This window comes from Lacinutrix sp. WUR7 (assembly GCF_016864015.1).
GTDB lineage: Bacteria > Bacteroidota > Bacteroidia > Flavobacteriales > Flavobacteriaceae > Oceanihabitans.
Genome location: NZ_CP045067.1, coordinates 2509579 through 2536250, shown reverse-complemented (window position 1 = coordinate 2536250; position 26672 = coordinate 2509579). Strand labels below are relative to the sequence as shown.

Annotated in this window: 20 protein-coding genes; 13 read left to right on the top strand and 7 right to left on the bottom strand. The window is 33.1% G+C overall.

From position 1 onward, the window contains the following. Positions 1-45: 45 nt before the first annotated feature. The 4 genes from FG167_RS10965 to FG167_RS10950 form a co-directional block, all read right to left on the bottom strand. Positions 46-966, bottom strand: coding sequence for a YeiH family protein (locus FG167_RS10965; protein ID WP_203458315.1), 921 nt, complete (start codon positions 964-966; stop codon positions 46-48). A 77-nt stretch (positions 967-1043) separates the two neighbouring features. Next, positions 1044-1928, bottom strand: a complete 885-nt coding sequence (locus FG167_RS10960; RefSeq protein ID WP_203458314.1) for a LysR family transcriptional regulator — start codon at positions 1926-1928, stop codon at positions 1044-1046. 74 nt (positions 1929-2002) lie between these two features. Next, complete coding sequence (locus tag FG167_RS10955; protein WP_203458313.1) at positions 2003-4552, bottom strand: M4 family metallopeptidase; 2550 nt, start codon at positions 4550-4552, stop codon at positions 2003-2005. A 116-nt stretch (positions 4553-4668) separates the two neighbouring features. Continuing rightward, positions 4669-5088: a nucleoside-diphosphate kinase gene (locus FG167_RS10950; RefSeq protein ID WP_203458312.1), complete on the bottom strand. Its 420-nt coding sequence runs from the start codon at positions 5086-5088 to the stop codon at positions 4669-4671. Between the two features lie 88 nt (positions 5089-5176). Between FG167_RS10950 and FG167_RS10945 the strand changes: the two genes are divergently transcribed. Genes FG167_RS10945 through FG167_RS10935 form a run of 3 tightly spaced genes read left to right on the top strand, consistent with a single transcriptional unit; the run spans position 5177 to position 7938 of the window. Then, entirely contained in the window at positions 5177-6196 is a 1020-nt protein-coding gene (locus FG167_RS10945; RefSeq protein ID WP_203458311.1) for a bifunctional oligoribonuclease/PAP phosphatase NrnA, read from the top strand. Then, positions 6189-6734 (top strand): gliding motility-associated peptidyl-prolyl isomerase GldI, encoded by a 546-nt coding sequence (gene gldI, locus FG167_RS10940; protein ID WP_203458310.1) that lies wholly within the window; start codon positions 6189-6191, stop codon positions 6732-6734. The genes FG167_RS10945 and gldI overlap by 8 nt, the downstream gene beginning before the upstream one ends. 22 nt (positions 6735-6756) lie before the next feature. Further along, positions 6757-7938, top strand: a complete 1182-nt coding sequence (locus FG167_RS10935) for a peptidylprolyl isomerase (protein WP_203458309.1) — start codon at positions 6757-6759, stop codon at positions 7936-7938. Positions 7939-8014: 76 nt separating this feature from the next. On the opposite strand, the gene FG167_RS10930 is transcribed toward FG167_RS10935, so the two are convergent. Further along, entirely contained in the window at positions 8015-9475 is a 1461-nt protein-coding gene (locus tag FG167_RS10930) for an aminoacyl-histidine dipeptidase (RefSeq protein ID WP_203458308.1), read from the bottom strand. 292 nt (positions 9476-9767) lie between these two features. Between FG167_RS10930 and FG167_RS10925 the strand changes: the two genes are divergently transcribed. Further along, positions 9768-10835, top strand: a complete 1068-nt coding sequence (locus FG167_RS10925; protein WP_203458307.1) for a DUF3810 domain-containing protein — start codon at positions 9768-9770, stop codon at positions 10833-10835. A gap of 43 nt (positions 10836-10878) precedes the next feature. Beyond that, positions 10879-11211, top strand: a complete 333-nt coding sequence (locus FG167_RS10920) for a hypothetical protein (protein ID WP_203458306.1) — start codon at positions 10879-10881, stop codon at positions 11209-11211. A 79-nt stretch (positions 11212-11290) separates the two neighbouring features. Here the strand turns inward: FG167_RS10920 and FG167_RS10915 are convergent, their stop codons facing one another. Both FG167_RS10915 and FG167_RS10910 read right to left on the bottom strand, forming a co-directional pair. Continuing rightward, a complete protein-coding gene (locus FG167_RS10915; RefSeq protein WP_203458305.1) occupies positions 11291-12094 on the bottom strand; it encodes a DUF6503 family protein in 804 nt (267 codons plus the stop codon). Positions 12095-12200: 106 nt separating this feature from the next. Continuing rightward, a complete protein-coding gene (locus FG167_RS10910) occupies positions 12201-16880 on the bottom strand; it encodes a T9SS type A sorting domain-containing protein (protein WP_203458304.1) in 4680 nt (1559 codons plus the stop codon). Positions 16881-16917: 37 nt separating this feature from the next. Between FG167_RS10910 and FG167_RS10905 the strand changes: the two genes are divergently transcribed. The 8 genes from FG167_RS10905 (at position 16918) to FG167_RS10870 (ending at position 26574) form a co-directional block, all read left to right on the top strand. Next, positions 16918-17718 (top strand): RNA methyltransferase, encoded by an 801-nt coding sequence (locus FG167_RS10905; protein ID WP_203458303.1) that lies wholly within the window; start codon positions 16918-16920, stop codon positions 17716-17718. A 58-nt stretch (positions 17719-17776) separates the two neighbouring features. Continuing rightward, positions 17777-18088: a GIY-YIG nuclease family protein gene (locus FG167_RS10900; protein WP_370568379.1), complete on the top strand. Its 312-nt coding sequence runs from the start codon at positions 17777-17779 to the stop codon at positions 18086-18088. 61 nt (positions 18089-18149) lie between these two features. Beyond that, the gene (locus tag FG167_RS10895) at positions 18150-19382 is read left to right on the top strand and encodes a M48 family metallopeptidase (RefSeq protein WP_203458302.1); all 1233 of its coding nucleotides are present in this window, start codon (positions 18150-18152) and stop codon (positions 19380-19382) included. Between the two features lie 79 nt (positions 19383-19461). Beyond that, positions 19462-21675, top strand: a complete 2214-nt coding sequence (locus FG167_RS10890) for a bifunctional (p)ppGpp synthetase/guanosine-3',5'-bis(diphosphate) 3'-pyrophosphohydrolase (RefSeq protein WP_203458301.1) — start codon at positions 19462-19464, stop codon at positions 21673-21675. Positions 21676-21699: 24 nt separating this feature from the next. Further along, on the top strand, positions 21700-22152 hold the full coding sequence (locus tag FG167_RS10885) for a Fur family transcriptional regulator (protein WP_055445421.1): 453 nt from the start codon (positions 21700-21702) through the stop codon (positions 22150-22152). A gap of 10 nt (positions 22153-22162) precedes the next feature. After that, the gene (locus tag FG167_RS10880; protein ID WP_203458300.1) at positions 22163-23434 is read left to right on the top strand and encodes an adenylosuccinate synthase; all 1272 of its coding nucleotides are present in this window, start codon (positions 22163-22165) and stop codon (positions 23432-23434) included. Between the two features lie 141 nt (positions 23435-23575). Further along, positions 23576-25387, top strand: coding sequence for an OstA-like protein (locus FG167_RS10875; protein ID WP_370568378.1), 1812 nt, complete (start codon positions 23576-23578; stop codon positions 25385-25387). 2 nt (positions 25388-25389) lie between these two features. Beyond that, positions 25390-26574, top strand: a complete 1185-nt coding sequence (locus tag FG167_RS10870; protein WP_203461099.1) for an aspartate aminotransferase family protein — start codon at positions 25390-25392, stop codon at positions 26572-26574. Positions 26575-26672 lie beyond the last annotated feature (98 nt).

The window sequence follows — 26672 nt, the reverse complement described above, 5'->3', positions numbered from 1 at the left end:
GTAATAGTCATGTTTTAATTCTCTGCGTTACACTACATTTCTTTTTTAGTTTAGAATGTAAACTAACGAGAAAACGGAAATAAATAACCACAATATACATGCAAACACGACTGGTTTAACACCAGATGCTTTTAAATCATTAATAGAGATATTAGATCCTACAAGAAAAAGTGTTACAACAAGCAATCGTTTTGCCATAAGCACAATAAAACTAGTTGCTGGTTCTGGTAAAACATGGCAACTGTTTATAAAAATTGCAATTATAAATAGAATAATAAAATAGGGAATCTTTATTTTCTCTCCTTTCGTTTTAAATAGAAACATAGATAAAATAGATAAAGGAATAATCCACAGGGTTCGTGTTAGCTTCACTGTTGTTGCTATTCGTAAAGCTTTATCCCCATAACCTAAGGCAGCTCCAACTACAGAGCTTGTGTCATGAATAGCAATAGCACACCATAAACCAAACTGTTCTTGTGTTAAGTTAAAAAAATGACCTACCGCAGGAAAAATAAACAGCGCAATAGCGTTTAAAAAAAACACAATACCTATTGCCACACTTATGGTTTTACTTTTCGCTTTAATAACTGGTGCAATTGCTGCAATGGCACTTCCGCCACAAATAGCAGTTCCCGAACTAATAAGATGTGATAATTTTACATCTAACTTCAAAATTCTTCCTAAGATGTATCCGAAACCAATCGTTAAAAAAATTGAAAACATAGTTAATTCTAAACCTTGCTTACCAATTTCTAATGTTTCATTAATAAACATTCCAAAACCTAAACCAACTACAGAGATCTTCAAAAAAAGATGAAACCCCTTCTGACTGTATACTGGAAAGGGATTATGAAATACAAGTGTAAACACAAAGCCAAGCATTAATGCTGTCGGACTATTTATTCCGCCTAAAAAAGCGATACTAATTATAAGGAGGTAGGCTGCTTTGGTAAACAAATCTTTCATCTAATTTTAGATTATTACCATACAAAAGTAAACCTAAGAAATAACCTTTAAGCAAATTAATTAGTTATTAAGCATAACTAAAAGTTATAGTTTTGTCGGATGAAATTTTCTAGATAATCTACAGTCTTCGATTGAAAACCGGTTCTTTTGATAAAGTAAAACCATCTTTCGATACTTAAATCTTTAATATCTATTATTTTTAATTTATTATGGACAAGATCGTTATGAATAGCATTAATAGATAAAAGCGCATAATGATCGGAATGATACAAGTAGTTTTTAATCGCTTCGGTACTATTTAAAGACACAACACTATTTAGCTTTTTTATATTGTTTTGTAATAGAAACGCATCAATAATAGTTCTTGTTCCAGAACCTTTTTCGCGTTCAATAATAGGGATTTCCTGTAACGTCTCCATAGTGATACTCCCTTTTTTAAAAAGATTGTTATTCACATTAGTGACCAATACAATTTCGTCTTTAATAAATTTTTCAAAATGCAGTTTGGTATTAGATATACTACCTTCGGTAATACCAAAATCTATTTCTTCATTCAGAATAAAATCTTCAATATGGGCTGAATTATCACTTATTATTTTAAATTTTGTTTGCGGAAACTGGACTCTAAACTTTGCTATTATTTTAGGAATTATATAATTAGACAATGTCGTACTAACGCCTAATTCAATAACCTCTGGAAAAACATCCTTTTTGTGGAGAAACTGTTCCTCCATTTCAGAAAAAACAGCGAGTATTCTATTGACATATAAAAGAAAAGACTTCCCTTCTGGCGTAAGTTCTATAGAGTTTCTCTTTCTAGTAAAAAACGTTGTTTTATATTCTTCTTCTAAATTTTTAATGGATTTAGATACCGCTGGTTGCGAAATAAATAATTGCTCTGCAGCTTTGGTAAAGCTCAAATGTTTTGCAACAACTTTAAATATATGTAGTTTCGTTTTCATTCTATCTTATGTAAATAACCAATAAAAGCACAACTATTACTAGCTGTGCTTTTTATTAAATTATTATAATCTACTTATTCTTTTACAAGTTTTATAACCGTTTTACTATCTAGTGAAGTAACCGTCATAAAATAAATACCAGAAGCAAGATCTGTAATATTCATTTGTCTTTCAACCTGCATGGTACTTAAATCTATTTGCTTAATGAATCGTCCATTAATATCATGAATACTAGCGGAACTTAAATCTATATTCTGTGTTTTCTTTAATGTAAACATCCCTTTTGAAGGATTTGGATATACTACAATACTGCTATGTAAAGCCTCATATTCTGAAACAGACAATGGCATATTACAATTATAAATTACAAGATCATCCAGATACCAACCTATTAAACCATTACAACCGTCTGTACCAATTTCAAATCTAAGATTAAAAGTACTATTCGCTCCAAGACCAATTACAGATAAATCTATAATACTTTTTCCCCAACTACCGGTTATAGAACCTCCATCAGAACCTGTGAAGGCATCTTGACCTTGCATTGGATTATCATTTCCGTTCGTATTTAATATGCTGTTGTATGCATTATGTGTAAATGCTGTACTTGGCACCATATCCCAAGTAACCCCATTATTTATACTATATTTAATATTACCACCATCCCATTGAAATTCTGTAGCAACGTAATGATCAAAAGCCAATTCATAAACTCCTTCTGTAAAATCTGGCAAAGTAATTAAAGGACTATCTAGTCTTAGAATTCCGTTTTGCAAATTTGCTCCACAATCTCCATTAATAGGATCTGCACCAAAAACCGCTTGTCCTTCTCTTCCATTTGGTAAATCCGTCTGAATATTCCAAGATCTTGACTCCCAAGTAGCAGAATTGACAACAAACTCTGAAACTTGCCAACTTCCTAAACCAGACTCCCAATTTTCAAAAAATACGGGGTTATTTTCTGCTAAATCACATAATTCTGGAGCCTCTTTTAAAATCGCTTCAAAACCACATTGTTCTGGATTTATGCGCATTTCGACAGCTAAAATAGCTTTAACCAAATTATCATAATCTGCAGTTGTTATTATTTCTCCAGATGCTCCTGCCGGCGTACTTGTAGTTGTAAGTCCTTCTAAATTAATTCCTATTAAATCTAAGCAAGAAGCTTCTAAAGCATCTGCTAACACATAAAAATTACTTGTTGCAGTAAGATAGGTGCTCTGTGCTCTCCAAAAAATATGTGCTGCTTTTGTAAAACCAATTCCGTTAATGGTTTGTCCATTATATGTACCTCCATCAACTAATAAAGCATAGGCATGATTGGATACACCTGAATTAATATGAACTCCACCAGAATCCGAATTCTCACAATGGTAATCATTATCTGTAAGTTTCCCTGGGTTTCCATTACAAGTAGGATCCCAAAGATCCCGTATTGGAGCACTAAAAAAAGATGCATCTTCTCCCATTCTCCATCGCACAGAACTTTGACAACCCGTTCTTAAGGAAACATCTTCTCCTTCATCTTCATAATTATTTATTAAATCTACAGTTTCTCCCCAAATATCAGAATACGACTCATTAATAGCTCCAGATTGCCAAGCATAAATTAAACCACTTGTATATTCTGTATATGCATGTCCCCATTCATGCGCAATAACATCATCTGCAGCAGTACCATCACGATAATTAGTGGTAGAACCATTCCAACTTGCATTTGCAACATTAGGATCATTATTAATTGTTCTCATTTGTGCACCTGCTCCATCATAAGAATCAAAACCAAAAGTATGATTAAATAGGTTATACATGTGTCCCGCAGTTTCTACCTCATTTCTTTGCCAAATAGTTAATGCTCCTGGTAAAGGATCTCCTTCTTCCCAAACAACAAAACCAGCATTACTTTCGTAAACAACTCTATGTAAAACATTTGCCATTCCTGTAAATTGCTCTACAATTTCACCAGTAATAGCATCTATAAAAATAAATTCTCTAACATCATTATCATTACGTACTTCCACTTCATATACAAGGTGTTTGGATGTGAAATTCCCTTGCGCTAATCCTTTTTGAAAAACATATAATGTGTTTTTATTTACTTTTAAAGGAGTTCCTGAAGCATTTATTTTTTGATTTTCAACCGTTTGAATTGCCAAGCTATTAGCTTTTGAAGCAGATATACTTGGTACAGCATTAAGTTTTATATTAGGAATAAAGTTTCCATTAATAGAAGTTAATTTACTTTCTATATCAAAATGAAACTTTAATTTACCATCGTACACAGCAACGCCATTATACACTTGATTTAGCGTTAAGTGTTTAAATCCGTATGTATCTGTTTTATACTCTTCAACAACAAACGAATCATTAACCGTTTTTATATTAAAAATAGCTTTATATTTTTCTAAGAAAGTAAATGCTTTTTCTTCTATCGTTGCTCCGTCTACTGCTAAAGGATTATTATACTGAAAGGTAATAAAACTTGCAATTTTTGTATTCTCATTAATGGAGACAGTTGCATTTGTTTCTTTTACAAAAGAAGAGATACTTCTTTGTGTTTCCTGTCCATAACTAGCAATTGTAAACAAGAATAAAACAAATAAAAGTTTAGTAGAATTTTTCATTATGTCTTTTTTTTTCTAAATATACCACAGTTATTTTAATTTTATTGTTAGCTGGCTTACAGAAACAAAAAAAGCCTGCAAATTGCAGGCTTTTTTATACTTGTTATATTTATGTACTAGAACATTTCTCTACCAGAAAAATGGAAAGCGCTTTCAATAGCTGCGTTTTCATCACTATCACTTCCGTGAACAGCGTTTTCACCAATAGATGCTGCATAAAGTTTACGAATAGTACCTTCTGCTGCGTCTGCCGGATTAGTTGCTCCAATTAAAGTTCTAAAATCTTCCACTGCATTGTCTTTTTCTAAAACTGCTGCTACAATTGGTCCACGTGTCATGTACTCTACTAATTCCCCAAAGAAAGGACGTTCGCTGTGTACTGCATAAAATGCTTGCGCATCTGCTGATGTCATTTGTGTTAACTTTAAAGCTACGATTCTAAAACCAGAAGCAGTAATTTTTTCTAAAATTGCACCAATATTCCCTTTTTCAACAGAATCTGGTTTAAGCATTGTAAATGTTCTATTTGTTGCCATTTCTTTAAATTTAATTTTTTGCAAAAGTAATGTATTTCTTCATAAAAACAATATAATCCATTATTAAAAAATTGTATCTTCGCTACTTATGAAAAAATTAGACATTACCAACATAAAGACACTTTTACAATCTCCTAAAAAAATTGTAATTGTTCCTCATAAAAACCCTGATGGAGATGCTATAGGGGCTACATTAGGCTTATACTTATATCTTTTAAAATATAATCATGAAGTTCGTGTTATTGCACCAAATGATTACCCAGAGTTTTTAAAATGGATGCCTAGTGAAGACACTGTTTTAAAATACGATGCGGAAACAGAAGCTAGCAATACCTTAATAAATCAAGCCGAAATTATTTTTACTTTAGATTTTAACGCATTAAATAGAACTGGAGATATGGAGTCTGTTCTTGCTAAAAGTGAAGCTATAAAAATAATGATAGACCATCACCAACAACCAGATGATTATGCATTATATACGTATAGTGATGTAACGATGAGCTCTACCTGTGAAATGGTATATCATTTTATAGACATGTTAAACGATCTAAATAAGATTGACGCAGATATTGCTACATGTTTATATACAGGAATCATGACAGATACTGGGTCATTCCGATTTTCTTCAACTACATCTACAACGCATAAAGTGATTGCCGACTTAATAGATAAAGGAGCTGAAAACTCTCAAATACACAATGCTATTTACGATACCAATAGCTACAACAGATTACAATTATTAGGTTGTACGTTGAGTAATTTAAAGGTATTACCAGAATATAGAACGGCATACATAACACTTTCGCAACAAGAGTTAAACAAATTTGATTATAAAAAAGGAGACACGGAAGGCTTTGTAAACTATGCCCTTTCATTAGCGAACATAGTATTTGCAGCTATTTTTATAGAGGATCAAAAGCAAAACATTATTAAAATATCCTTTCGTTCTAAAGGTGATTTTTCTGTAAACGAATTTTCAAGAGCACATTTTTCTGGAGGAGGACATACTAATGCCGCTGGAGGTAAAAGTGATACCGACTTAAATGAAACCGTTGAAAAATTTATTAGTATATTACCAAGCTATAAAAAGGCTTTAAACAATGAATAAGTTTTTAATAATACCATTTATATTCCTACTATTTGCTTCTTGTAAATCACCAGAAGCAAGAAGACCTGTATCTGCAACTTCTGGTTCTTTTATTGAAGAATCTGTTGCAAGAAACAAAAAACTCTATGCTAAAGAACAGGTTCGTATTGAGGCTATTATGGATAAAAACCCTGAAAACAACTATATAGCTTCACAAAGTGGGTTTTGGTATTACTATAACACTAAAATAGAAGACAGCTTAATTAAACCAAGTTTTGGTGACATTGTAAATTTTAATTATAATGTTAAATCTTTAAACGGAGATCTGATTTATTCTAAAGAGGAATTAAAAACCCAAAACTATGCAATGGATAAGCAAGAACTTTTTACAGGTTTACGTGAAGGTTTAAAACTTATGAAATCTGGCGAAACCGTTACTTTTCTTTTCCCTTCACCAAAAGCGTATGGTTATTATGGCGACAATAATAGAATTGGTACTAGCATCCCATTAATATGCGAAGTAACAGTAAATTCAATAACTCTAAATCAATCTAATTAACATGAATTTTTTAAAACAAACTATGAAAATTTTTATTCTAGCGCTTTTGCTAAGTGCTACCTCTTGCCAAGATAAATACCCTGATCTTGATGATGGTCTTTACGCCGAATTTGTAACAAATAAAGGAACTATGGTTGCTAAATTATATTTTGAGCAAGCACCTGTTACTGTTGCAAACTTTGTTGCTCTTGCAGAAGGAACGCATCCAAATGTTACAGATTCTTTAAAAGGAAAAAGATTTTATAACGGTATTATTTTTCACAGAATTATCGACAATTTTATGATTCAAGGAGGAGATCCTACAGGAACAGGATCTGGAAATCCAGGATATAAATTTACCGATGAATTTAATCCAGATTTAAGACACAACAAACCTGGAATATTATCCATGGCAAATTCTGGAGCAAACACTAATGGAAGTCAGTTTTTTATAACCGAAGGTCCTACACCAAACCTAGATGCATTTGATGCACAGGGAAATTTAAAACAATGTGATAACCCAAGAGTAAGTTGTCATGCTGTTTTTGGAGAAATCGTTTTAGGAATGGATGTACAAGACAGCATTTCTAACGTAAAAACACAAAAACCAAATAACAAACCTTTAAATGATGTTGTTATTAATGAAGTAAACATTATTAGAAAAGGAAAATTAGCTAAAGCTTTTGATGCTCCTAAAGTATACACAGAAGAGTTACCAAAAATTGAAGAAAACATTAAAAAGCTGAAAGAAGAATCGGAAGCTAAACTTAAAGAACAAGCAAAACTAGCTACAGATAACTTCTTAAAAAAGAACGAAAACTTAAAAGGAACTATTAAAGTACTTCCTACTGGTTTGGTTATGATTATTGATGAAGCTAAAAATGGTGTTAAACCAAGTTCTACAGATAAAGTATTAATTAATTATGCTGGATTCTTTGAAGATGGAAGATTATTCGATACCAGTTGGGTTCAAGTAGCAAAAGATAACGATCAATATAACGAACAACGCGACAAAGGTAATGGTTACAAACCTTTCGCTATGATTTATAACGAAACTGCAGGATTAGTTCCTGGTTTTAGAGAAGCAATGCTTAATATGAACGTTGGTGATAAAGCGCACGTTTTTATTCCTAGTTATTTAGGATATGGTGAAAACGGAATGGGACCAATTCCAGGAAACACAAACTTAGTTTTTGACTTAGAAATAATGGGAATTGAAAAATAATTTCTAATTACATATCATAAAAAAAGCAGCTCGATGAGCTGCTTTTTTGTTTTCTACTATGTTGTATTTATAGTTTTTATTTCTTCGGAATCTCTTTCAAAATCTCTAAAACAAACTTCCAGTATTTTTGAGCAGAAGAAATACTTGCTCTTTCATCAGGAGAGTGCGCTCCTTTGATGGTTGGTCCAAAACTAATCATTTCCATTTCTGGATAATGCGTTCCAAGAATACCACATTCTAATCCTGCGTGACAAGCAGCAACATGCGCTTTTTCTCCATTCATTTTTTCATATAAACCATCTAATACTTTTAGTATAGAAGAATCCATATTTGGCGCCCAACCAGGATAATCTCCAGATAGTTCTACCTCACAACCTGTAAGTTCAAAAGTTGCACGAAGTGTATTTGCTAAATCGTCTTTAGCACTTTCTACAGAAGAACGTGTTAAACATCCTATTTTAATAGCGCCATCTTTAATAATTACTCTTGCAATATTATTCGATGTTTCTACCAAACCAGGAATCTCTGCACTCATTCTATACACCCCATTACAAGCGGCATAAATAGCTCTGGTTATTCCTTCTTGTACACCAAGATCCATAATAGTTTCTGGTGTTTCGGTTTTAGAAACTGTAATTTCTAAATCCGGTTCCATAGTTCTTAATTCAGTTTTAATGGTATTTGCCATTTCTTCCGTTTCTGCTATAAAAGCAACTTCATGTACCGCATCGATAGCAACTATAGCGTTACTTTCTCTTGGAATTGCATTACGTAAACTTCCTCCATCAATTTCAGAAATACGCAAACCAAAGTTTTCAAATCCGTCAAATAAAACACGATTCATAATTTTGTTTGCATTCCCTAAACCTTCGTGAATTTGCATTCCTGAGTGTCCGCCTTGTAAACCGTTTACCGTAATAGCAAACCCTGTTTTAAATTCTGGCGTTTCTTCTACATTATATTCTCTAGTTGCTGTAACATCGATTCCACCAGCACAACCTACTCCTATTTCATCGTCTTCTTCGGTATCTAAGTTTAATAAGATTCCGCCTTCCAGCAAACCTCCTTTTAAACCCATTGCTCCTGTCATACCCGTTTCTTCGTCAATAGTAAACAAAGCTTCTATTGCAGGATGTGCAATGTCTGTGCTTTCTAAAATTGCCATGATTGTTGCAACACCTAAACCGTTGTCTGCACCAAGAGTAGTTCCTTTTGCACGTACCCAATCACCATCTACATACATTTCAATTCCTTGTGTATCGAAATCGAATTCTGTATCGTTATTTTTTTGGTGTACCATATCTAAATGCGATTGCATTACAATAGTAACTCTATCTTCCATTCCTGAAGTAGCAGGTTTTTTTATAATTACGTTTCCTACTTCATCTTCAATAACTTCTAAACCAAGCTTGTTTCCAAAATCTTTCATAAACGCAATAACACGTTCTTCTTTTTTAGATGCTCTTGGCACTGCATTAAGGTCTGCAAACTTATTCCAAAGTTGTTGCGGTTCTAGTTGTCTTATTTCTGAATTCATTTGTATATATTTTTGAAAGTGCGAAGATACGAATAGTCTACTAACTAACCTTGCTGGTTTTTAAAACCTCAGCTTAAGGAAGACAAGTTATTGGAATTTGCTTTCCAATAAAAAAACTCCCTAAAGCCACCTCTAAAGGGCAATGCTTGGATTAAAGGAAGTAAATCGTCCTCTGTACAGGAAGTTAGTGATAAAAAACAGGATAACAATTGCCATAGAAACTCTTTCTATCACCATATTTTTTTCAAAGACTACAAGCAAAGTATTTGCTACATTTGCTTACTTTTGAAAGATGCTGAAAAACCCAAAAACCTATATTGCTTTTTCTATAGTGCCGCTTTACTTTATAGTGAAGTTGCTTTCTAGGTATCCAGAATTTATAGAAACTTATTATAGTAACGGTTTATATCCAGTAATTTCGAATCTTTTTAGATTTACCTTGGGATGGATTCCGTTTTCGTTTGGCGATTTAGTATATGCTTTTTCTATTATTTACATGATTCGATGGTTTATTCTGAATAGAAAGCGAATTATAAAAGACACCAAAAACTGGTTGATTGATGTTTTTGCTGCAGTTTCCATTATCTATTTCGCCTTTCATCTTTTTTGGGCTATGAATTATTACAGACAGCCTTTACACCAAAATTTAAATTTAGAAGCAGATTATACCACAGAGCAATTAATTACAGTTACCAAACAGCTGATTGAAAAATCGAATGCCCTACATCTTCAAATCACCAATAACGATACCGTAAAAGTGGTAATGCCTTATAGTAAAACCGAATTATTACAACAAGTCCCAAAGGGTTATGACGTTTTAGAGAAAGATTTCCCGCACCTTTCCTATAAAAGAAAAAGCATTAAAAAATCATTATTTAGTTTACCCTTAACTTTTATGGGGTTTTCTGGTTATTTAAATCCGCTTACCAATGAAGCCCAAGTAGATGCTTTAATACCTAAATATAAATTTCCCACCACTGCTTCGCATGAAGTTGCGCATCAATTAGGCTATGCTAAAGAAAATGAAGCTAATTTTATTGGATTTTTAGCAGCAACAAACAATCCGGATATCTACTTTAATTACTCTGGTTTTACTTTCGGATTAAAACATTGTTTATTGGAAGTCTACCGAAGAGATCCAGTTGCTTATGAAGCATTATTAGACAGTATACATCTTGGTATCATCAAGAATTACCAAGAAACACAAGATTTTTGGAATAGCTATCAAAATATCACAGAGCCTATTTTTAAACTATTCTACACCAACTTTTTAAAGGCTAACAACCAACAAGGTGGCATGAAGAGTTACAGTTATGTGGTGGCACTTTTGGTGAATTATTATCAAAGTGAAACGTTATAATTAGATGAATTTTTCATAAATTAGTAGTATTAAACCATATCTTATGAAAACGACACAAATACTAGTTACTCTTTTTATAAGCTCTTTTTCTTTTGCACAAACCTTAGAGCTAAAGAAAATAGAAAAGGAAAGTTATTCTTTTTTTGACAGCTATACTTTTGAAAAAATTCTGGTTTTAGAAAAAAATTTAAAAACAACAGCACCTTATAAAAAATTTGAAGCGATACCTACAGATAACTTAGTTTTTACGCCACAAAATTTTAATAGACTTACTGCGTATCCAGATTTCACTAGTTATACATTAAAAAATGAATTACGAAAAGTGATGTTAGAAATCCCAGGACAATACAGACCTATTAATCCAGATTCTTTTTAATTTTAAACTTAAAAATAGCATATAAAAAAAAGCGAACATTATGTAATGTTCGCTTTTTTTATGTGATTTAAAAGAACTCTTAGTTTGCGAATTCTCCCTTTTCAGGTTTAGCAAATGTACTAGATGGCATCGCTGTATTCGTAATTTGAACCTCTGTAAATTCTGTACTATGCTTAGCTTCGGTTGGTTTATCATCTTTAAAACCGTAACCTACAATTGTTTTAGGTAATAATACGCCATTCACTTTTTGCCAGTTATTATATCTTCTAAAGTGTAATTCTTTTTTATCTATTCCTGGTACAAAAGAAACGGTATAGCCTAACCATTCCATTTGGTAGGTTGTAGGGTTGTAATATAACACGTAACGATCTTCTGGAGTTTCACCAACTCCTGCGTTATAGGTTATTTGTATTCCTGGATATGTTACCCCTTCAAAAACTAAAGGCTCTGTATCTGCATAGTTAATTCCCTCATCCCCAAGAATAAAAGGCATCGCATAGAAATAGAACATTAAGTTATATTTATATTTCGCCATTTTCCCGTTGTACTCTCCTTCGGTTTTATTTACAAACCACGCTTTTTCACCATCAAAACCAATACTTTCTTTTGGGTTATCTACTAATCCTTCTCTTGAAATTAAGTTCGTAGTTATCACTTCTTTTCCGTCAGGCTTTTCCATAGTGAAAGCTAAGGATTTCATAGATTTCCATGTATCCATTCCGCCATGGGCATCAAATACTTTAGTCAGGTTTTCTGGATAGGTAACTGCTGGAGTTTCTTCTATTACTTCTTCTACACTCTCTGTAGCTTCTTCTGTCTTTGTGTTTTGCTTACATGCCAAAAATGTAATTAGTAAGGCAATTGCAAAAATGTAGTTTTTCATCAAATAGATTTTTTAGTTGGTAACTATGTCGAAAAGCGAAAATAAACATTACAAAAAAAGCTTCCGTTTAACGGAAGCTTTTATAACTTAAATTTAACGTATATACTTAATCAATAATTAGTTTTTCTACCATTTTAAAAGTTTTACTTTTCAGCTCTACAAAATACATTCCTTGTGATAAACTAGACACATTAAAAGTAATCTTATTTTCCTGAGAAACAGTACTTGGTTTACTTACTAATTTACCTTGCACATTATAGATGCTAACTAAAACATCTTCCGCTACAGCGTTATTAAATTGAATATTAACCATGTTATTTGCTGGATTAGGGTACATAGAATAACTAATTGCAGAAAATTCGCCTACAGAAAGCGTGGTAACAAATTCACTCTCAAAAGTATTTGTCGTAATTGCAGGATTAAAATCGAAATAGATATCTGCAACATTAGGAATTATATCTCCGTCTTGGTAACCAGCTAATGGTTTTATTCTAAAGTACACAAAACCATGACTGTTTGGCTCATCCATACTTTCGCTAGGTAAATTAATGTCCTCAAATTGCCAAGTTAAATTGTTGTCTACTCGCGTTACCATATAATCATGACTTGCATATAACATTTTAAAAGTACTAGCATCTAACTGTGCATCTAAAACATCTTCTACTCTAATATCTAAAGCTTCGGCAGTACCTAGGTTTTGAAAATTAATCGTGTAATACAAATAGTCTTCATTTGTAAAATCTTCCAACTTAATTTCTGGTCCGTGTGATTCAAATTTATTATTAGGATCATAGGAGTTCACCACTTCTTGGGTTAGTACAGATTCGTTATTACTAATATCGATATCCTCTACAGTATATACAGCCATATTTGTAACAAAATCTCCAATATTCAAGTTTGTAGGAATGTTCATTTCAATATTTACCAGCTCGTTATTACCAGGCATTAAATTATTAAAGTTTAAAATAAACCCTGTAGCTGTATTTGTTATTGTGTTTCCTGAATCTACATTATACACATTATTTAGTGTAACTGTTGCATCGTATGTAAACGCTACAGTACCAGAAGTTGTTGTACTTCCTAAGTTTTCAATAATTAAAGTGTTATTGTATACTATTCCAGGTCTTGGTGGCACATTAGATATTAAATAAACACCTACATCATCACAGTTTTGAATTGCGGTTATAGGAAAATCGATTTGAAGCGTTTCACCTCCTGTTACGGAAACATCTTCCATTAAAGTAAAAGTCTGACTTAAACAACCGCCATAACCTTCATAGATTGTAAAGCTAATATCATAGGTATTTGTATCTGCAAAATTCGGAATTGTAAAATGTCCTGTGGAAGCATGTACATAATTTAAAACACCATCATTATTAACTTCATAAGAAAACTCCCCTTCGGTAAAGTTAAATTCGGAAGCATCAAAAATAGCATTAGAATTTTCATCCATAAAAGCATTAACTTCTATTAACCCTAGTGTTCCAGCACAAGACGCGGTAAAATCCCAAGGATTATTAGCACAACTAGTAACAGAACCATCTGAAGTCACACCTACCGTTATAGAGTCGCCCGAAGACGTAAATATTAAACCTGATAAATCACCAACATTTCCATAACCTTCATATAAAATAGTGCCATCGGAATCTGTTATTACTAGTTCATCATAGGAATTCTCTGTCGTTCCAGAATTAAAAACAATAACTACTTGCGACCCATCTGTACTAGAAAAAAGAAACTGTGAAGTGTCATTATTCGTATAGCAATAGGTTTGATTTATGGTTTCTCCTGAAGCACAATCTATAATTTGATTAGGATCATTCTTGGTTGTAAAACTTTCTTCCGTACAATCTGTTGCTGGACCATTATCATTATAAGGTACAATAGTAACATAATATGTGGTTTCATACGTTAACATTCCAGGTTCGAAGGTTAATACATTCCCAACATCCACACCATCTAAAACGTTTGTTGCTCCTGGAGTTGTTCCCACATATAAGGTATATCCAGTTACCACTATTGTTGCAGCGTTCCAACTTAAGTCTGTATCTAAATCTACAGCAATAGCTTCATTTAAAGGTTCTATAAGTGAAGCATCACAATTTGGAAGCGCAGATGTATCTAGACAAGTTACGTCAAAATCCCACGGATCATTAGTACAACTAATAACAGAACCATCTGAAGTCACGCCTACCGTTATAGAATCACCCGAAGACGTGAAGACTAAACCTGTTAAATCCCCATTATCACCATAACCTTCATATAAAATAGTACCATCGGTATCTGTAATTACCACGGCATCATAGTTGTTCTCTGTCGTTCCAGAATTGAAAACAACAACTAGTGGCAATCCATCAGTACTAGTGAAAACAAACTGTGTAGTATCTTCATTGATATAACAATAGGTTTGGTTTACTACTTCTCCAGAAGCACAATCTACAGCTATATCTACTGTAGAAGGACAGCTTTCTACAAGTAATTCTAGTTCTACAATATCTGCACATTCCGGCACATTTGATTCCACTCTAACATAAATGGTTTGTGGATTTGTTGTATTCACATAGTCACTTGTAGGATAGATAATTCCTGCTCCATCTTGTGCTTGTTCTAAAGTTGTGTAATAAGATACCGAAGTGTTGTTGGGATCTAATCCTCCCAAGATCTCGTTCGTTTTTAAATCTAGATTAAAGGTTGCTTCATCATTTATACCACAGGCTACTAAAGGTGTTGGTTGTGTTGCTATAACAGCTTCACTTACCAAAATGGTTAAGTATAAAATACTGGAACAGGAAGAATTCTCATAATTTACACTCACATATATTGTTTGTGCATTTGTAATATTAGTATAACTGGTAGGATCTGCAATTTCATTTACTTGGTCCTCAGCATCTGTTAAGGATTCATAATAGGTAATTGATTCATTTATAAATTGAGATTCAATTACTGTTAAATCAAAAACGTTAATACCATCACCATCTGTTTCACAGGACACCAAAGGATTAAGACTTGTAGGTGTTGTAGTCACTACTAATTGGAAAGGTGCTATGGAATTGCAACCTGTAATAAGATTTGTTCCTCTTACAAAAACAGTTTGCGGGTTGCTAATGTTGGTATAATTATCTGCAGTCACAATACTATTTGTATTATTTTCTGCATCTTCTGGAGTTAGGTAAAAAGTTAACTCTACGTCCGAACCTCCATTTATTTGTTGGTCTATATGTGCCACTAAATCAAAGGATGCAACGTCGTTATATCCACATTGTACTGCATCACCAATACCGCTTAAATCTAAACCATTATCTACAAATAAATAGCATTGCACTATACTATAACATTCATCTGTTAAACCATTTACTCTAGCATAAACATATTGTAAGTTTTCAACTATATTCTCATAAACATCTGGTAGCTGATTTATCTCATATTCCGCATCATTCAAAGATGCATAGTAAGCAACCATATAATCTGGATTTTCCCAGGCTACTTCATTATTCATTTCTGTTAAATTAAATGTTGCAAATCCTCCGTTCGTTCCACATTCTATAAGATCTGCATCACCTAAATCTGGTTTAGCATTTACTATTAAATCAAAATCAGTAATTTCAAAGTTTCCAGAAATATTATTTTCCACTCTAGCATATATAGTAAATGGATTACTAGTATAGCTATTATAATTGCTTGTATATGCAATAGCATTTGTTGCATTTTCTGCATCTACTAAACTTTCATAATACGTAACAATACTACAAGTAGATCCTCCAGTAATTACATTTGTTTGCGTTGTTAAATTAAAATCTACATCAAACTCATAAGGTCTACAAACCTCCATGTTTTCTGGATCTTGTCCTATCAAACTGTTAGTCAGCATAACATCTTCTAGTATGGTATTCGATTCAAAACCATTTGGATCGTAATAGGTTATTTCAGCAGTGTACACTTCATCCTCTGTAGGACAAACATTAATACTAGCATCATTACTTACAAACTGATTAGAATTATCATACCATGTATATACATTTCCTGTATTATTTCCTCCGGTAGGGCTAAAACGCCAAGCCTCAATATTCGCCTCCCAAATTCCTGTATTTCTTCCTGGAGGAACCACCGCTTGTGTACCTGCAGGGTTTTGAATCCCTACAACTGCATTTCCATTATTCCAAGCACCACAAAATGGTTTGTTTAAAAGGAATACTTCAACAACATTTGTGGTTTCATGCAGCACAATCATTTGCGTTGTTCTTAAATCATTACAAGAATAATGTGCCATATCCAAAAAACTAACTACAAAGACTCTAAAAGGAGCCGTACCTTTAACCTCGTAAGCAATTTCGCCATTAACACTAGCATCCATATCATGTGCTGCACCAAAAATATTAGCATCACTCAATGCCGTATTCGTATTATTTGGTAAAGTCTCAGAAAACAACCAACCATTAAAACCATTAGCCTTAGAAGTATCAAATGAAACAACACCATTACCTCCAACTATTAGGTCACTATACGTATCCCCATAAAATGAAAAATCAAATGGAAGATTAAGAATACCACTCCATGAATCATCTAAATATAAAGCAGTTCCGAAATCTAAACCATTAAAACTGGATGGCGGATTAAAAGGAATAATATCTACCGTATAATTTGAAGTTTCCTGAATTAGCGGAAAATCAACCGTAAGGTCAGAACAACCTGTACTACAATCCAACTCTTGTGAAATATAAGAAGATTGCGAATAATGATTGAAACTAAATAAAACGGTAAGTAGTAATAAAAGTAATTTTTTATTCATAATAGTGTAAATTTGTGCTTACAATATAGGCAAATTAATGGATTTCAAACAAATAACAAGTACACAAAATTCTTACATAAAAGAACTTGTCCTTTTAAAAGATAAGTCTAAAAACAGAAAACAATCTAGGTTGTTTTTAATTGAAGGCGAACGGGAAATTTCATTAGCGATTAAAGGAAAGTATGAAATAACAACTATTTTGTTCTATCCCGAGTTGTTTTCTGAAGTAGCCTTAGATACGTTAAAAATTGGTGCTGCAGAAGTTATAGAAGTATCTAAAGAGGTATACCAAAAATTAGCGCATAGAAGTACTACGGAAGGTATTATTGCTATTGCCAAAAACAAACTACACAGTATTGAAAGTCTACAATTTAACACCCCAAACCCTTTACTTCTAATTGCGGAAGCGCCAGAAAAACCAGGGAATATTGGCGCTATTTTACGTACTGCAGATGCTGCAAATGTAGATGCTGTAATTATTGCAAATCCGAAAACCGATTTATACAATCCAAATATCATTCGCTCTAGTGTTGGTTGTTTATTTACAAACCAAATTGCGACAGGATCTACCGATGAAATCATTACTTTTTTAAACCAAAACAACATAGCCATTTATAGTGCTATTTTGCAAGAGGCAGTAAATTATCACGAACAAAATTACACCAATGCATCAGCAATTGTGGTTGGTACAGAAGCAGATGGATTAAGCGATGCTTGGCGAAAAGCCTCCAAACAAAATATTAAAATCCCTATGCAAGGAGAAATAGATTCTATGAATGTTTCGGTTGCTGCTGGAATATTGATTTTTGAAGCGAAAAGACAGCGGAATTTTAAATAAAATGTAAATGCTCCTAAATGTCAGCCTGAGCGCAGTCGAAGGCCATTAATACATCATTATGTTCTACTATGTTTACATTCTAAAATGTGCTGACAATTCCTATTATACCGGAATTACTAGTAATTTAGATAAACGCTTAAAAGAACATTCTTATGGAAAATACCGCGATTGCTATACGTTTAAAAGAAGGCCTTTAGAAATAAAATTCAATGAAGCGTTTGGTGATGTTTTACACCCTATTTATTTCGAAAAGAAAATTAAAAAATGGACTCGTGCTAAAAAAGAAGCTTTAATAGCTAGCGATTTTAACAGACTTCAAATTTTATCGGAATGCAGAAATGCTACGCATTATAAATATAAAGACAAATAAGTACTTCGACTGCGCTCAGTATGACAAATAGTTTCTATTTTAACACTTTCATAAATTAATCATGACACCTACTACACTTTTCTATATTATCCTTGCTATTTTAATTATCGATTTTATTATCGATAAAACGCTAGACGCATTAAACGCTAAACATTATAAGGATAAAGTTCCAGAAGAGCTACAAGATGTTTATGATGCCTCTGAATACAATAAATCGCAGGATTACAAGAAAACGAATTATACATTCGGAATTTTAACTTCTACGTTCTCTATAATATTAACACTAGGTTTTTTAATTTTTGATGGTTTTGAAGCTATCGATAATATTGCTAGAAGTTATTCTGAAAACCCAATTGTAGTTGCATTAATTTTCTTCGGAATAATTATGATAGGAAGCGATATACTCACCACCCCTTTTAGTTATTACCAGACTTTTGTTATTGAGGAGAAATTCGGATTCAACAAAACCACAAAAAAGACCTTTTGGTTCGACAAAATAAAAGGATGGTTCATGATGGCGATTGTTGGCAGCCTTATTCTATCTGCAATAATTTGGTTTTATGAAACCACAGGCAACCACTTTTGGCTGTATGCTTGGGCTTTAGTTACTGCTTTCACAGTTTTTATGAATATGTTCTACGCCAAACTCATTGTACCACTTTTCAACAAACAAACGCCATTAGAAGATGGAAGTCTTCGCGATAAAATCTCAGCCTATGCAAAAACGGTAGGATTTACACTAGACAAAATTTTTGTTATTGACGGCTCCAAACGAAGCACCAAAGCAAATGCATATTTCTCCGGATTTGGTAGCGAAAAACGCGTCACTTTATATGACACACTTATTAACGATTTAGACGAAGAAGAAATAGTTGCTGTGCTTGCGCATGAGGTTGGTCATTACAAAAAGAAACATATAATATTTAATTTGGTTGCTTCCGTTTTACTAACCGGTTTTACCCTTTTTATACTTTCCTTATTTATTTCAAAACCAATACTATCACAAGCTTTAGGCGTAGCTACTCCTAGTTTTCATATTGGATTAATTGCTTTCGGAATTTTATATAGTCCGCTTTCCGAAATCACAGGTTTATTAATGAATTGGTTTTCCCGAAAGTTTGAATACCAAGCAGATGATTATGCAAAAAACACCTACAAAGCCGAACCATTAATTACTTCCCTTAAAAAACTATCTAAAAATAGCTTAAGTAATTTAACGCCACATAAAGCATATGAATTTATGCATTATTCCCATCCTTCTTTATTAAAGAGAATTCAGAATTTGAGAAAATAATTTCTTCTTATTACATTTCATGCAACTTTAAACAAAAAAGGGTTGTGCATTAATTTTCTTTGTACTATTTTTAATACTTATGACAGATGTAGAAATAGAAAAAGAAAACGCAGCCATTACCAAAGCATATAAAGAACTGCTTAAGGTAAGCTACAGAACGCTTAGTACTGAAGATAAAAAACTAATCCGAAAGGCCTTTGAAGTTGCTGTAGACGCACACAAAGATCAGCGCAGAAAATCTGGTGAAGCTTATATTTTCCATCCCATTGCTGTTGCTAAAATTGTAGCACAAGAAATTGGATTAGATGCAACATCTATTGCTGCAGCGCTGCTTCATGACGTGGTTGAAGATAACGAAGACTATTCTATTCAAGATATCGAACAGCTTTTTGGTGAAACGGTAGCAAAAATTGTAGACGGACTCACAAAAATTTCTTCGCTTAATAAAGACATGGATGTTTCTATGCAAGCAGAGAACTTTAGAAAAATGCTACTCACACTTAATGATGATGTTCGTGTTATCATTATCAAAATAGCAGATAGGTTGCATAATATGCAGACTATGGAGTCTATGCGACCAGACAAACAGGTGAAAATTGCTAGCGAAACCCTTTATATTTACGCTCCTTTAGCACATAGAATCGGACTATATAATATTAAAACCGAACTGGAAGATCTTGGTTTAAAATACACCGAACCGGAAGTGTATAATGATATTTTGCTTAAAATGAAAGAAAGCAAAGAAGATCAAGATATCTATATCAAAGAATTTAATGATGTTATAAAAAATTCTCTAGATAAAGAAAACCTCAATTACGATATCAAAGGAAGGCCAAAATCTATTTTTTCCATTCGAAGAAAAATAGTGAATCAAGGTGTTTCTTTTGATGAAGTGTACGATAAGTTTGCAGTTCGTATTATTTATAAAAGTGATCCGGAAAACGAAAAATTTCTAGCTTGGAAAATCTATTCCATAGTAACCGATCATTTTAGACCAAACCCTACACGACTTCGCGATTGGATTTCCTCTCCCAAATCTACTGGTTACGAAGCATTACACATTACGGTAATGGGACCAAAAGGACGCTGGGTAGAAGTGCAAATCCGTAGTGAACGCATGAATGAAATTGCAGAAAAAGGATATGCTGCACATTATAAATATAAAAACAAAGAAGAAAAAGAAGATAGCTTAGAAACTTGGATAAACAGACTACAAGAGGCACTAGAAAATCATGGCGCAAATGCAGTAGATTTTGTAGAGCAATTTAAACTCAACTTATACTCAAAAGAAATTTTTGTCTTTACGCCACAAGGAGACTTAAAATCCTTACCAAAAGGTGCAACTCCTTTAGATTTTGCCTTTAGTATTCATACCGAAGTTGGTATGAAAACGAGAGGTGCCAAGGTAAATGGGAAACTGGTTCCATTAAGCCACGAATTAAAAAGTGGGGATCAAGTAGATATATTAACTTCGGAAAGTGCGAAACCGAATCCGAACTGGTTAGACTACGCCACCACAGCAAGAGCTAGAAGTAAAATAAAAACCGCCCTAAAAGAAAGCACAAAACTTGTTGCCGAAGAGGGAAAAGAGATTTTAAGACGAAAACTAAAACAGCTCAAAATCACTTTAAATGAAAATTCTATAAACGAAATGGTAAGTCATTTTAAACTGAAAACAAGTTTAGACTTATTTTATCGTGTTGGTTCTGGCGCTATAGATAACATCATGCTAAAGGAATACGCTTCGTCTAGAAGTAATGCTTTTGTTAGTTATATAAAGAATAAAATTTCTAGAAAAGTTCCGTTAACTAAAGAAGAGATTGAAAAAGACGAAATTACAAACAAATACGATTTACTTGTTTTTGGTAAAGAGGAAGAAAAGCTAGACTATAAATTAGCGGTTTGCTGTAACCCAATTCCTGGAGATTCTGTTTTTGGATTCTTGACTATAAACGAAGGAATTAAAGTACATAAAAAGAATTGTCCTAATGCGGTAAGCATGCAATCCAACTATGCATATAGAATTTTACCTGCCAAATGGATAGATTCTAGCCAACAAGATTTTTCAGCACAAATCATACTTTCAGGTATCGATAATTTAGGTTTAGTAAATAACATAACTAAAATGATATCTTCTAATATGCACGTTAATATGAAAAGCATAAGTTTTCAAAGTGATGACGGCATCTTTTCAGGAAAAATAAATGTCGTAGTGAAAAACAAAAACTTATTAACAAAACTTATGGATAACCTTAAAAAAATTAATGGAATTGATAAGGTTAAAAGAGTATAAAAAGTGTAAATTTACGCCGAAATTATGAGTGTAAAAACAGATACAAAAAACCAGGAAATTGTAAAGAATGTCTTTACTAAATTTCTTGAAAGCAAAGGACATCGTAAAACGCCAGAGCGTTACGCGATTCTTCAAGAGATTTATAATAGTGATGTGCATTTTGACATTGAGTCGCTGTACCTAAACATGAAAAATAAAAAATATCGTGTTAGTAGAGCAACTCTGTATAATACAATAGAATTACTTCTAGAATGTGCATTGGTAAGAAAGCACCAATTTGGGCAAAGCCAAGCACACTATGAAAAATCTTATTTTGATAAGCAACACGATCACGTTATCCTTACAGATACAGGTGAAGTCATTGAGTTTTGTGATCCAAGAATTCAATCTATTAAAAAAACAATAGAAGAAGTTTTTGATATTGAAATCACGAACCATTCACTTTACTTTTACGGTACAAAAAAAGCAACTAAATAACTAAATTATAATGGCAGTAGATTTACTACTAGGTTTACAATGGGGAGATGAAGGCAAAGGAAAAATTGTCGATGTTTTAACCGCTAACTACAATATTATTGCACGTTTTCAAGGTGGTCCAAACGCAGGACATACTTTAGAATTTGATGGCATTAAACACGTTTTAAGAACGATTCCTTCCGGAATTTTTCACGACGAATCTATCAATGTAATTGGTAACGGAGTTGTAATAGACCCTGTAGTTTTTGCTAAAGAACTTGAAGGTTTAGATCAATTTAATCTAGACTACAAAACCAAACTTATTATTTCTAGAAAAGCACACGTCATTTTACCAACGCACAGATTATTAGATGCAGCAAGTGAAGCATCTAAAGGAAAAGCAAAAATTGGTTCTACCTTAAAAGGAATTGGTCCAACATATATGGATAAAACCGGTAGAAACGGAATTCGTGTTGGGGATTTAGAACTTAGTGATTGGAAAGAAAAATACAGAGCTTTAGCGAATAAGCATGAAGCAATGATTGCCTTTTACAATGTAGATGTGCAATACGATTTAGAAGAAATGGAAGCAGAATTCTTTGAATCTGTTAAAGTTTTAAAAGAATTACAATTTATAGATTCGGAAGAATATTTATACCAAGCACAAAAAGCAGGAAAAACCATTCTTGCAGAAGGAGCACAAGGTTCTCTTTTAGATATTGATTTTGGTACGTATCCTTTTGTTACTTCAAGTAATACTACAGCAGCTGGAGCTTGTACAGGTTTAGGTGTTGCACCAAATCAAATTGGTGATGTATATGGTATTTTTAAAGCATATACAACCAGAGTTGGTTCTGGTCCTTTCCCAACCGAACTTTTTGATACCGTTGGAGAAGACATGGCAAGAATTGGTCATGAATTTGGAGCAGTTACAGGAAGAGCAAGACGTTGTGGTTGGTTAGATTTAGTTGCTCTTAAATATGCTTGTCAAGTTAATGGTGTTACCAAATTAATGATGATGAAAGGTGATGTACTTTCTGGTTTTAAAACCCTTAAAATTTGTACAGCATATAAATACAAAGGAGAAACGATTACACATTTACCTTATAATATAGAACCAGAAAATCTACAACCAATTTATACCGATTTTAAAGGTTGGAAGGAAGATTTAACAAAAATGACAGATAAAGCACAATTCCCAAAAGAATTGAATGACTATATCGCTTTTCTTGAAAAAGAATTAGAAATCCCTATTCATGTGGTTTCTGTTGGGCCAGATAGAGTGCAGACAATTTATATGTAGTAACATCATTGCGAAGCAATCTCTTATAACAAACAAAAACCTGTCAAGAAATTCTTCTGACAGGTTTTTTTAGTATTAAAAATATCTTAATCTGCAATAACACATCATAATAATAGTTATTTTTACCACAAATTATAGATTTTGAAGGTAAAACACATATATACATTATTACTATTTTTCTCTTTTGCTTTCGCACAAGCGCAACAACAGCAGATAGAAATTAAATACTCTGGATTTCTTGAATTTAAAGAAGAAGACACTCCTGGTTTAAAAATTATGACACGTGACGATTCTAGTCAAATTCATATTATACATGAAGGTGTAGATATGTGGTGCGACCAAGCACTACTCTACTCCAACGATAATTTTGTGGAAGCCTACGGAAACGTAAAAATGATACAAGGAGACAGTATTAATATGACTTCTAAATATGTAGAATACAGCGGAAAAACCAAGCTTGCATTTGCGAGTGGCGATGTTATATTAAAAGAACCAGCTTCTACCTTAACCACAGACACCTTGTATTTTGATCGCGCAAAACAACAATCGTTTTATAAAAGTGGCGGAAAAGTAGTGCGAGATTCTTCAGGAACGATTACCAGTCAAATTGGTCGTTATTATATGAATGCAAAAAAGTACCAATTTGTAAAAAATGTAAAACTGGTAAATCCGGATTACACTATTGATACCGAACGCTTGGATTTTTTCACCGAAACTGGTCATGCATTTCTTTATGGACCTTCCACTATTGTTACTGAAGAGAGTAAAATCTACTGCGAAAAAGGTTTTTTCAATACCGAAACCAAACAAGGTTACGCTGTGAAAAAATCAAGAATAGATTATGAAAATCGTATTTTTGAAGGAGATAGCATGTACTTTGATAACAACCGAAGTTTTGCTTCTGCAACCAATAACATAAAAGTTACAGACACCATAAACAATAGTATTGTAAAAGGGCATTATGCAGAAATTTACAAACTCAAAGATTCCGTTTTTATAACCAAACACGCTTTAGCTATTTCGGTACAAGAAAATGATTCTGTCTACATGCATGCAGACACTTTAATGGTTACAGGTAAGGCGGAAAAAAGAATTACAAGAGCGTATAAAAATGCTAAGTTTTTTAAAACAGACATGAGCGGAAAAGCAGATTCTATTCATGTAAATCATCAAACAGGATTAACACAGCTTATCAACTTAACTAATGTAAAATTAAACGAAGCATTTGTAACCAAAAGACAACCTATTCTATGGAATCTTGGTAACCAAATGACTGGTGATACTATTCAAATAAAATCGAATCCGAAAACGGAAAAATTAGATTCTCTTATAGTTTTTGATAATGCTTTCATTATTAGTAAAGACACACTTGGTGCAGGTTATAATCAAATTGTTGGAAAAATACTTATTGGCCTTTTTGATGAAGACAACACTCTAAAACAGGTAGACATTAACAAAAATGCGGAGTCTATTTATTTTGCTAGAAATGAAAAAAACGAATTAGTAGGAATTGACAAGTCTAAATCGGGAAGTATTATGATGCTATTTTCTAATGGAGACATTGATGAACTCCGAAAAATCAGACAAGTAGACGGAAAAACTTATCCGGAATCTGAATTTCCCAAAAACGTAAGAAAACTTAGAGGTTTTAATTGGAGAGAAGAAGAAAGACCTAAAAATGTGGAAGATCTCTTTAGCGACGACCCTCCATTAAACCTACCAATAATTAAAGGATTAGAAGACTATGTGCCTCAAGAAGATTTCTTTGACGATGCCATGTTAGAACGAATGGAAAAAGCAGATCAGTCGGAAGCAAAAAAATCTAAGACACCGGTTACTAGTCCAAAAGCATCTAGAAATCTACCTAAAAAGAACATAGCAAAAAGAGCTATGGCTCCTGCTCCTGCTGTACAAAAAGCAAAACCACAGTTAATAGAACCTAAAAAAGATTAGTCATTAAAGAAGATTTTTTAACATATCAAGCGCAAACTTCTACGCATCCTTTAGCCATGGAAATTTCTCATGCAGAAGGATCGTACATTTATGACGCAAACCAAAAAGCATATTTAGATTTTGTAGCAGGAGTTTCTGCTTGTACACTTGGACATAGACATCCAAAAGTAGTTGCTGCACTAAAAGAACAAATAGATAGTTATTTGCATGTCATGGTTTATGGGGAATACATTCAGAAACCTGCAGTAGAGCTTACCAAGTTAATAGCAAAGCATTTACCAAAATCTTTAGAAAAAACATATTTAACAAATTCTGGAACGGAAGCCATTGAAGGTGCTTTAAAATTGGCAAAACGAGCTACAGGAAGAAGTCAAATTATTGCTGCAAAAAAAGCATACCACGGTAACACCATGGGTTCTATGAGTGTTATGGGTTTTGAAGAACGCAAACAAGCATTCAGACCGTTACTTCCAGATGTTTCTTTTATTGGTTTTAATAACGAAAAAGATTTACAACAAATTACCACAAAAACGGCCTGTGTTATTTTAGAAACCATTCAAGGTGGTGCAGGTTTTATAGAACCAACAAACAATTACTTACAAAAGGTTGAAACACGTTGTAAAGAAGTTGGTGCACTTTTAATTTTAGACGAAATACAACCAGGAATTGGGCGTACAGGAAAGCTTTTCGGTTTTCAAAACTACAACTGTACTCCAGATATTTTAGTTACCGGAAAAGGTCTTGGTGGTGGCATGCCAATAGGTGCATTTACCACTTCATCAGCGCTTATGGATTTACTACAAGACAATCCGAAACTTGGCCACATTACTACTTTTGGTGGGCATCCTGTTATTGCTGCTGCTGCTTTAGCAACTTTAAAAGAAGTGACAGAAAGTAATTTAATTGACCAAACCTTAGAAAAAGAAGCCCTTTTTAGAAAGCATTTAGTACATCCGTTAATTACAGAAATTAGAGGAAAAGGCTTAATGCTTGCTGTACTAACTCCTTCCGCAGAAATAACAAATCAAGTTATTTTACGTTCTCAAGACGCTGGTTTAATATTATTTTGGTTGCTTTTTGAGCAAAAGGCAATCCGAATTACACCTCCATTAACCATTTCTAACCAAGAAATAATAGAAGGATGTGGCATTATTATTGCTATTTTAGATAGTATAAAACCGAAATAACACCTTATAACCTACTATTATTCAACTCTAAACAACAAAATCATTGCTGTTCATTACTTTGTTAAAAACATTTAAAGGATTACCACGTATTAACTGTT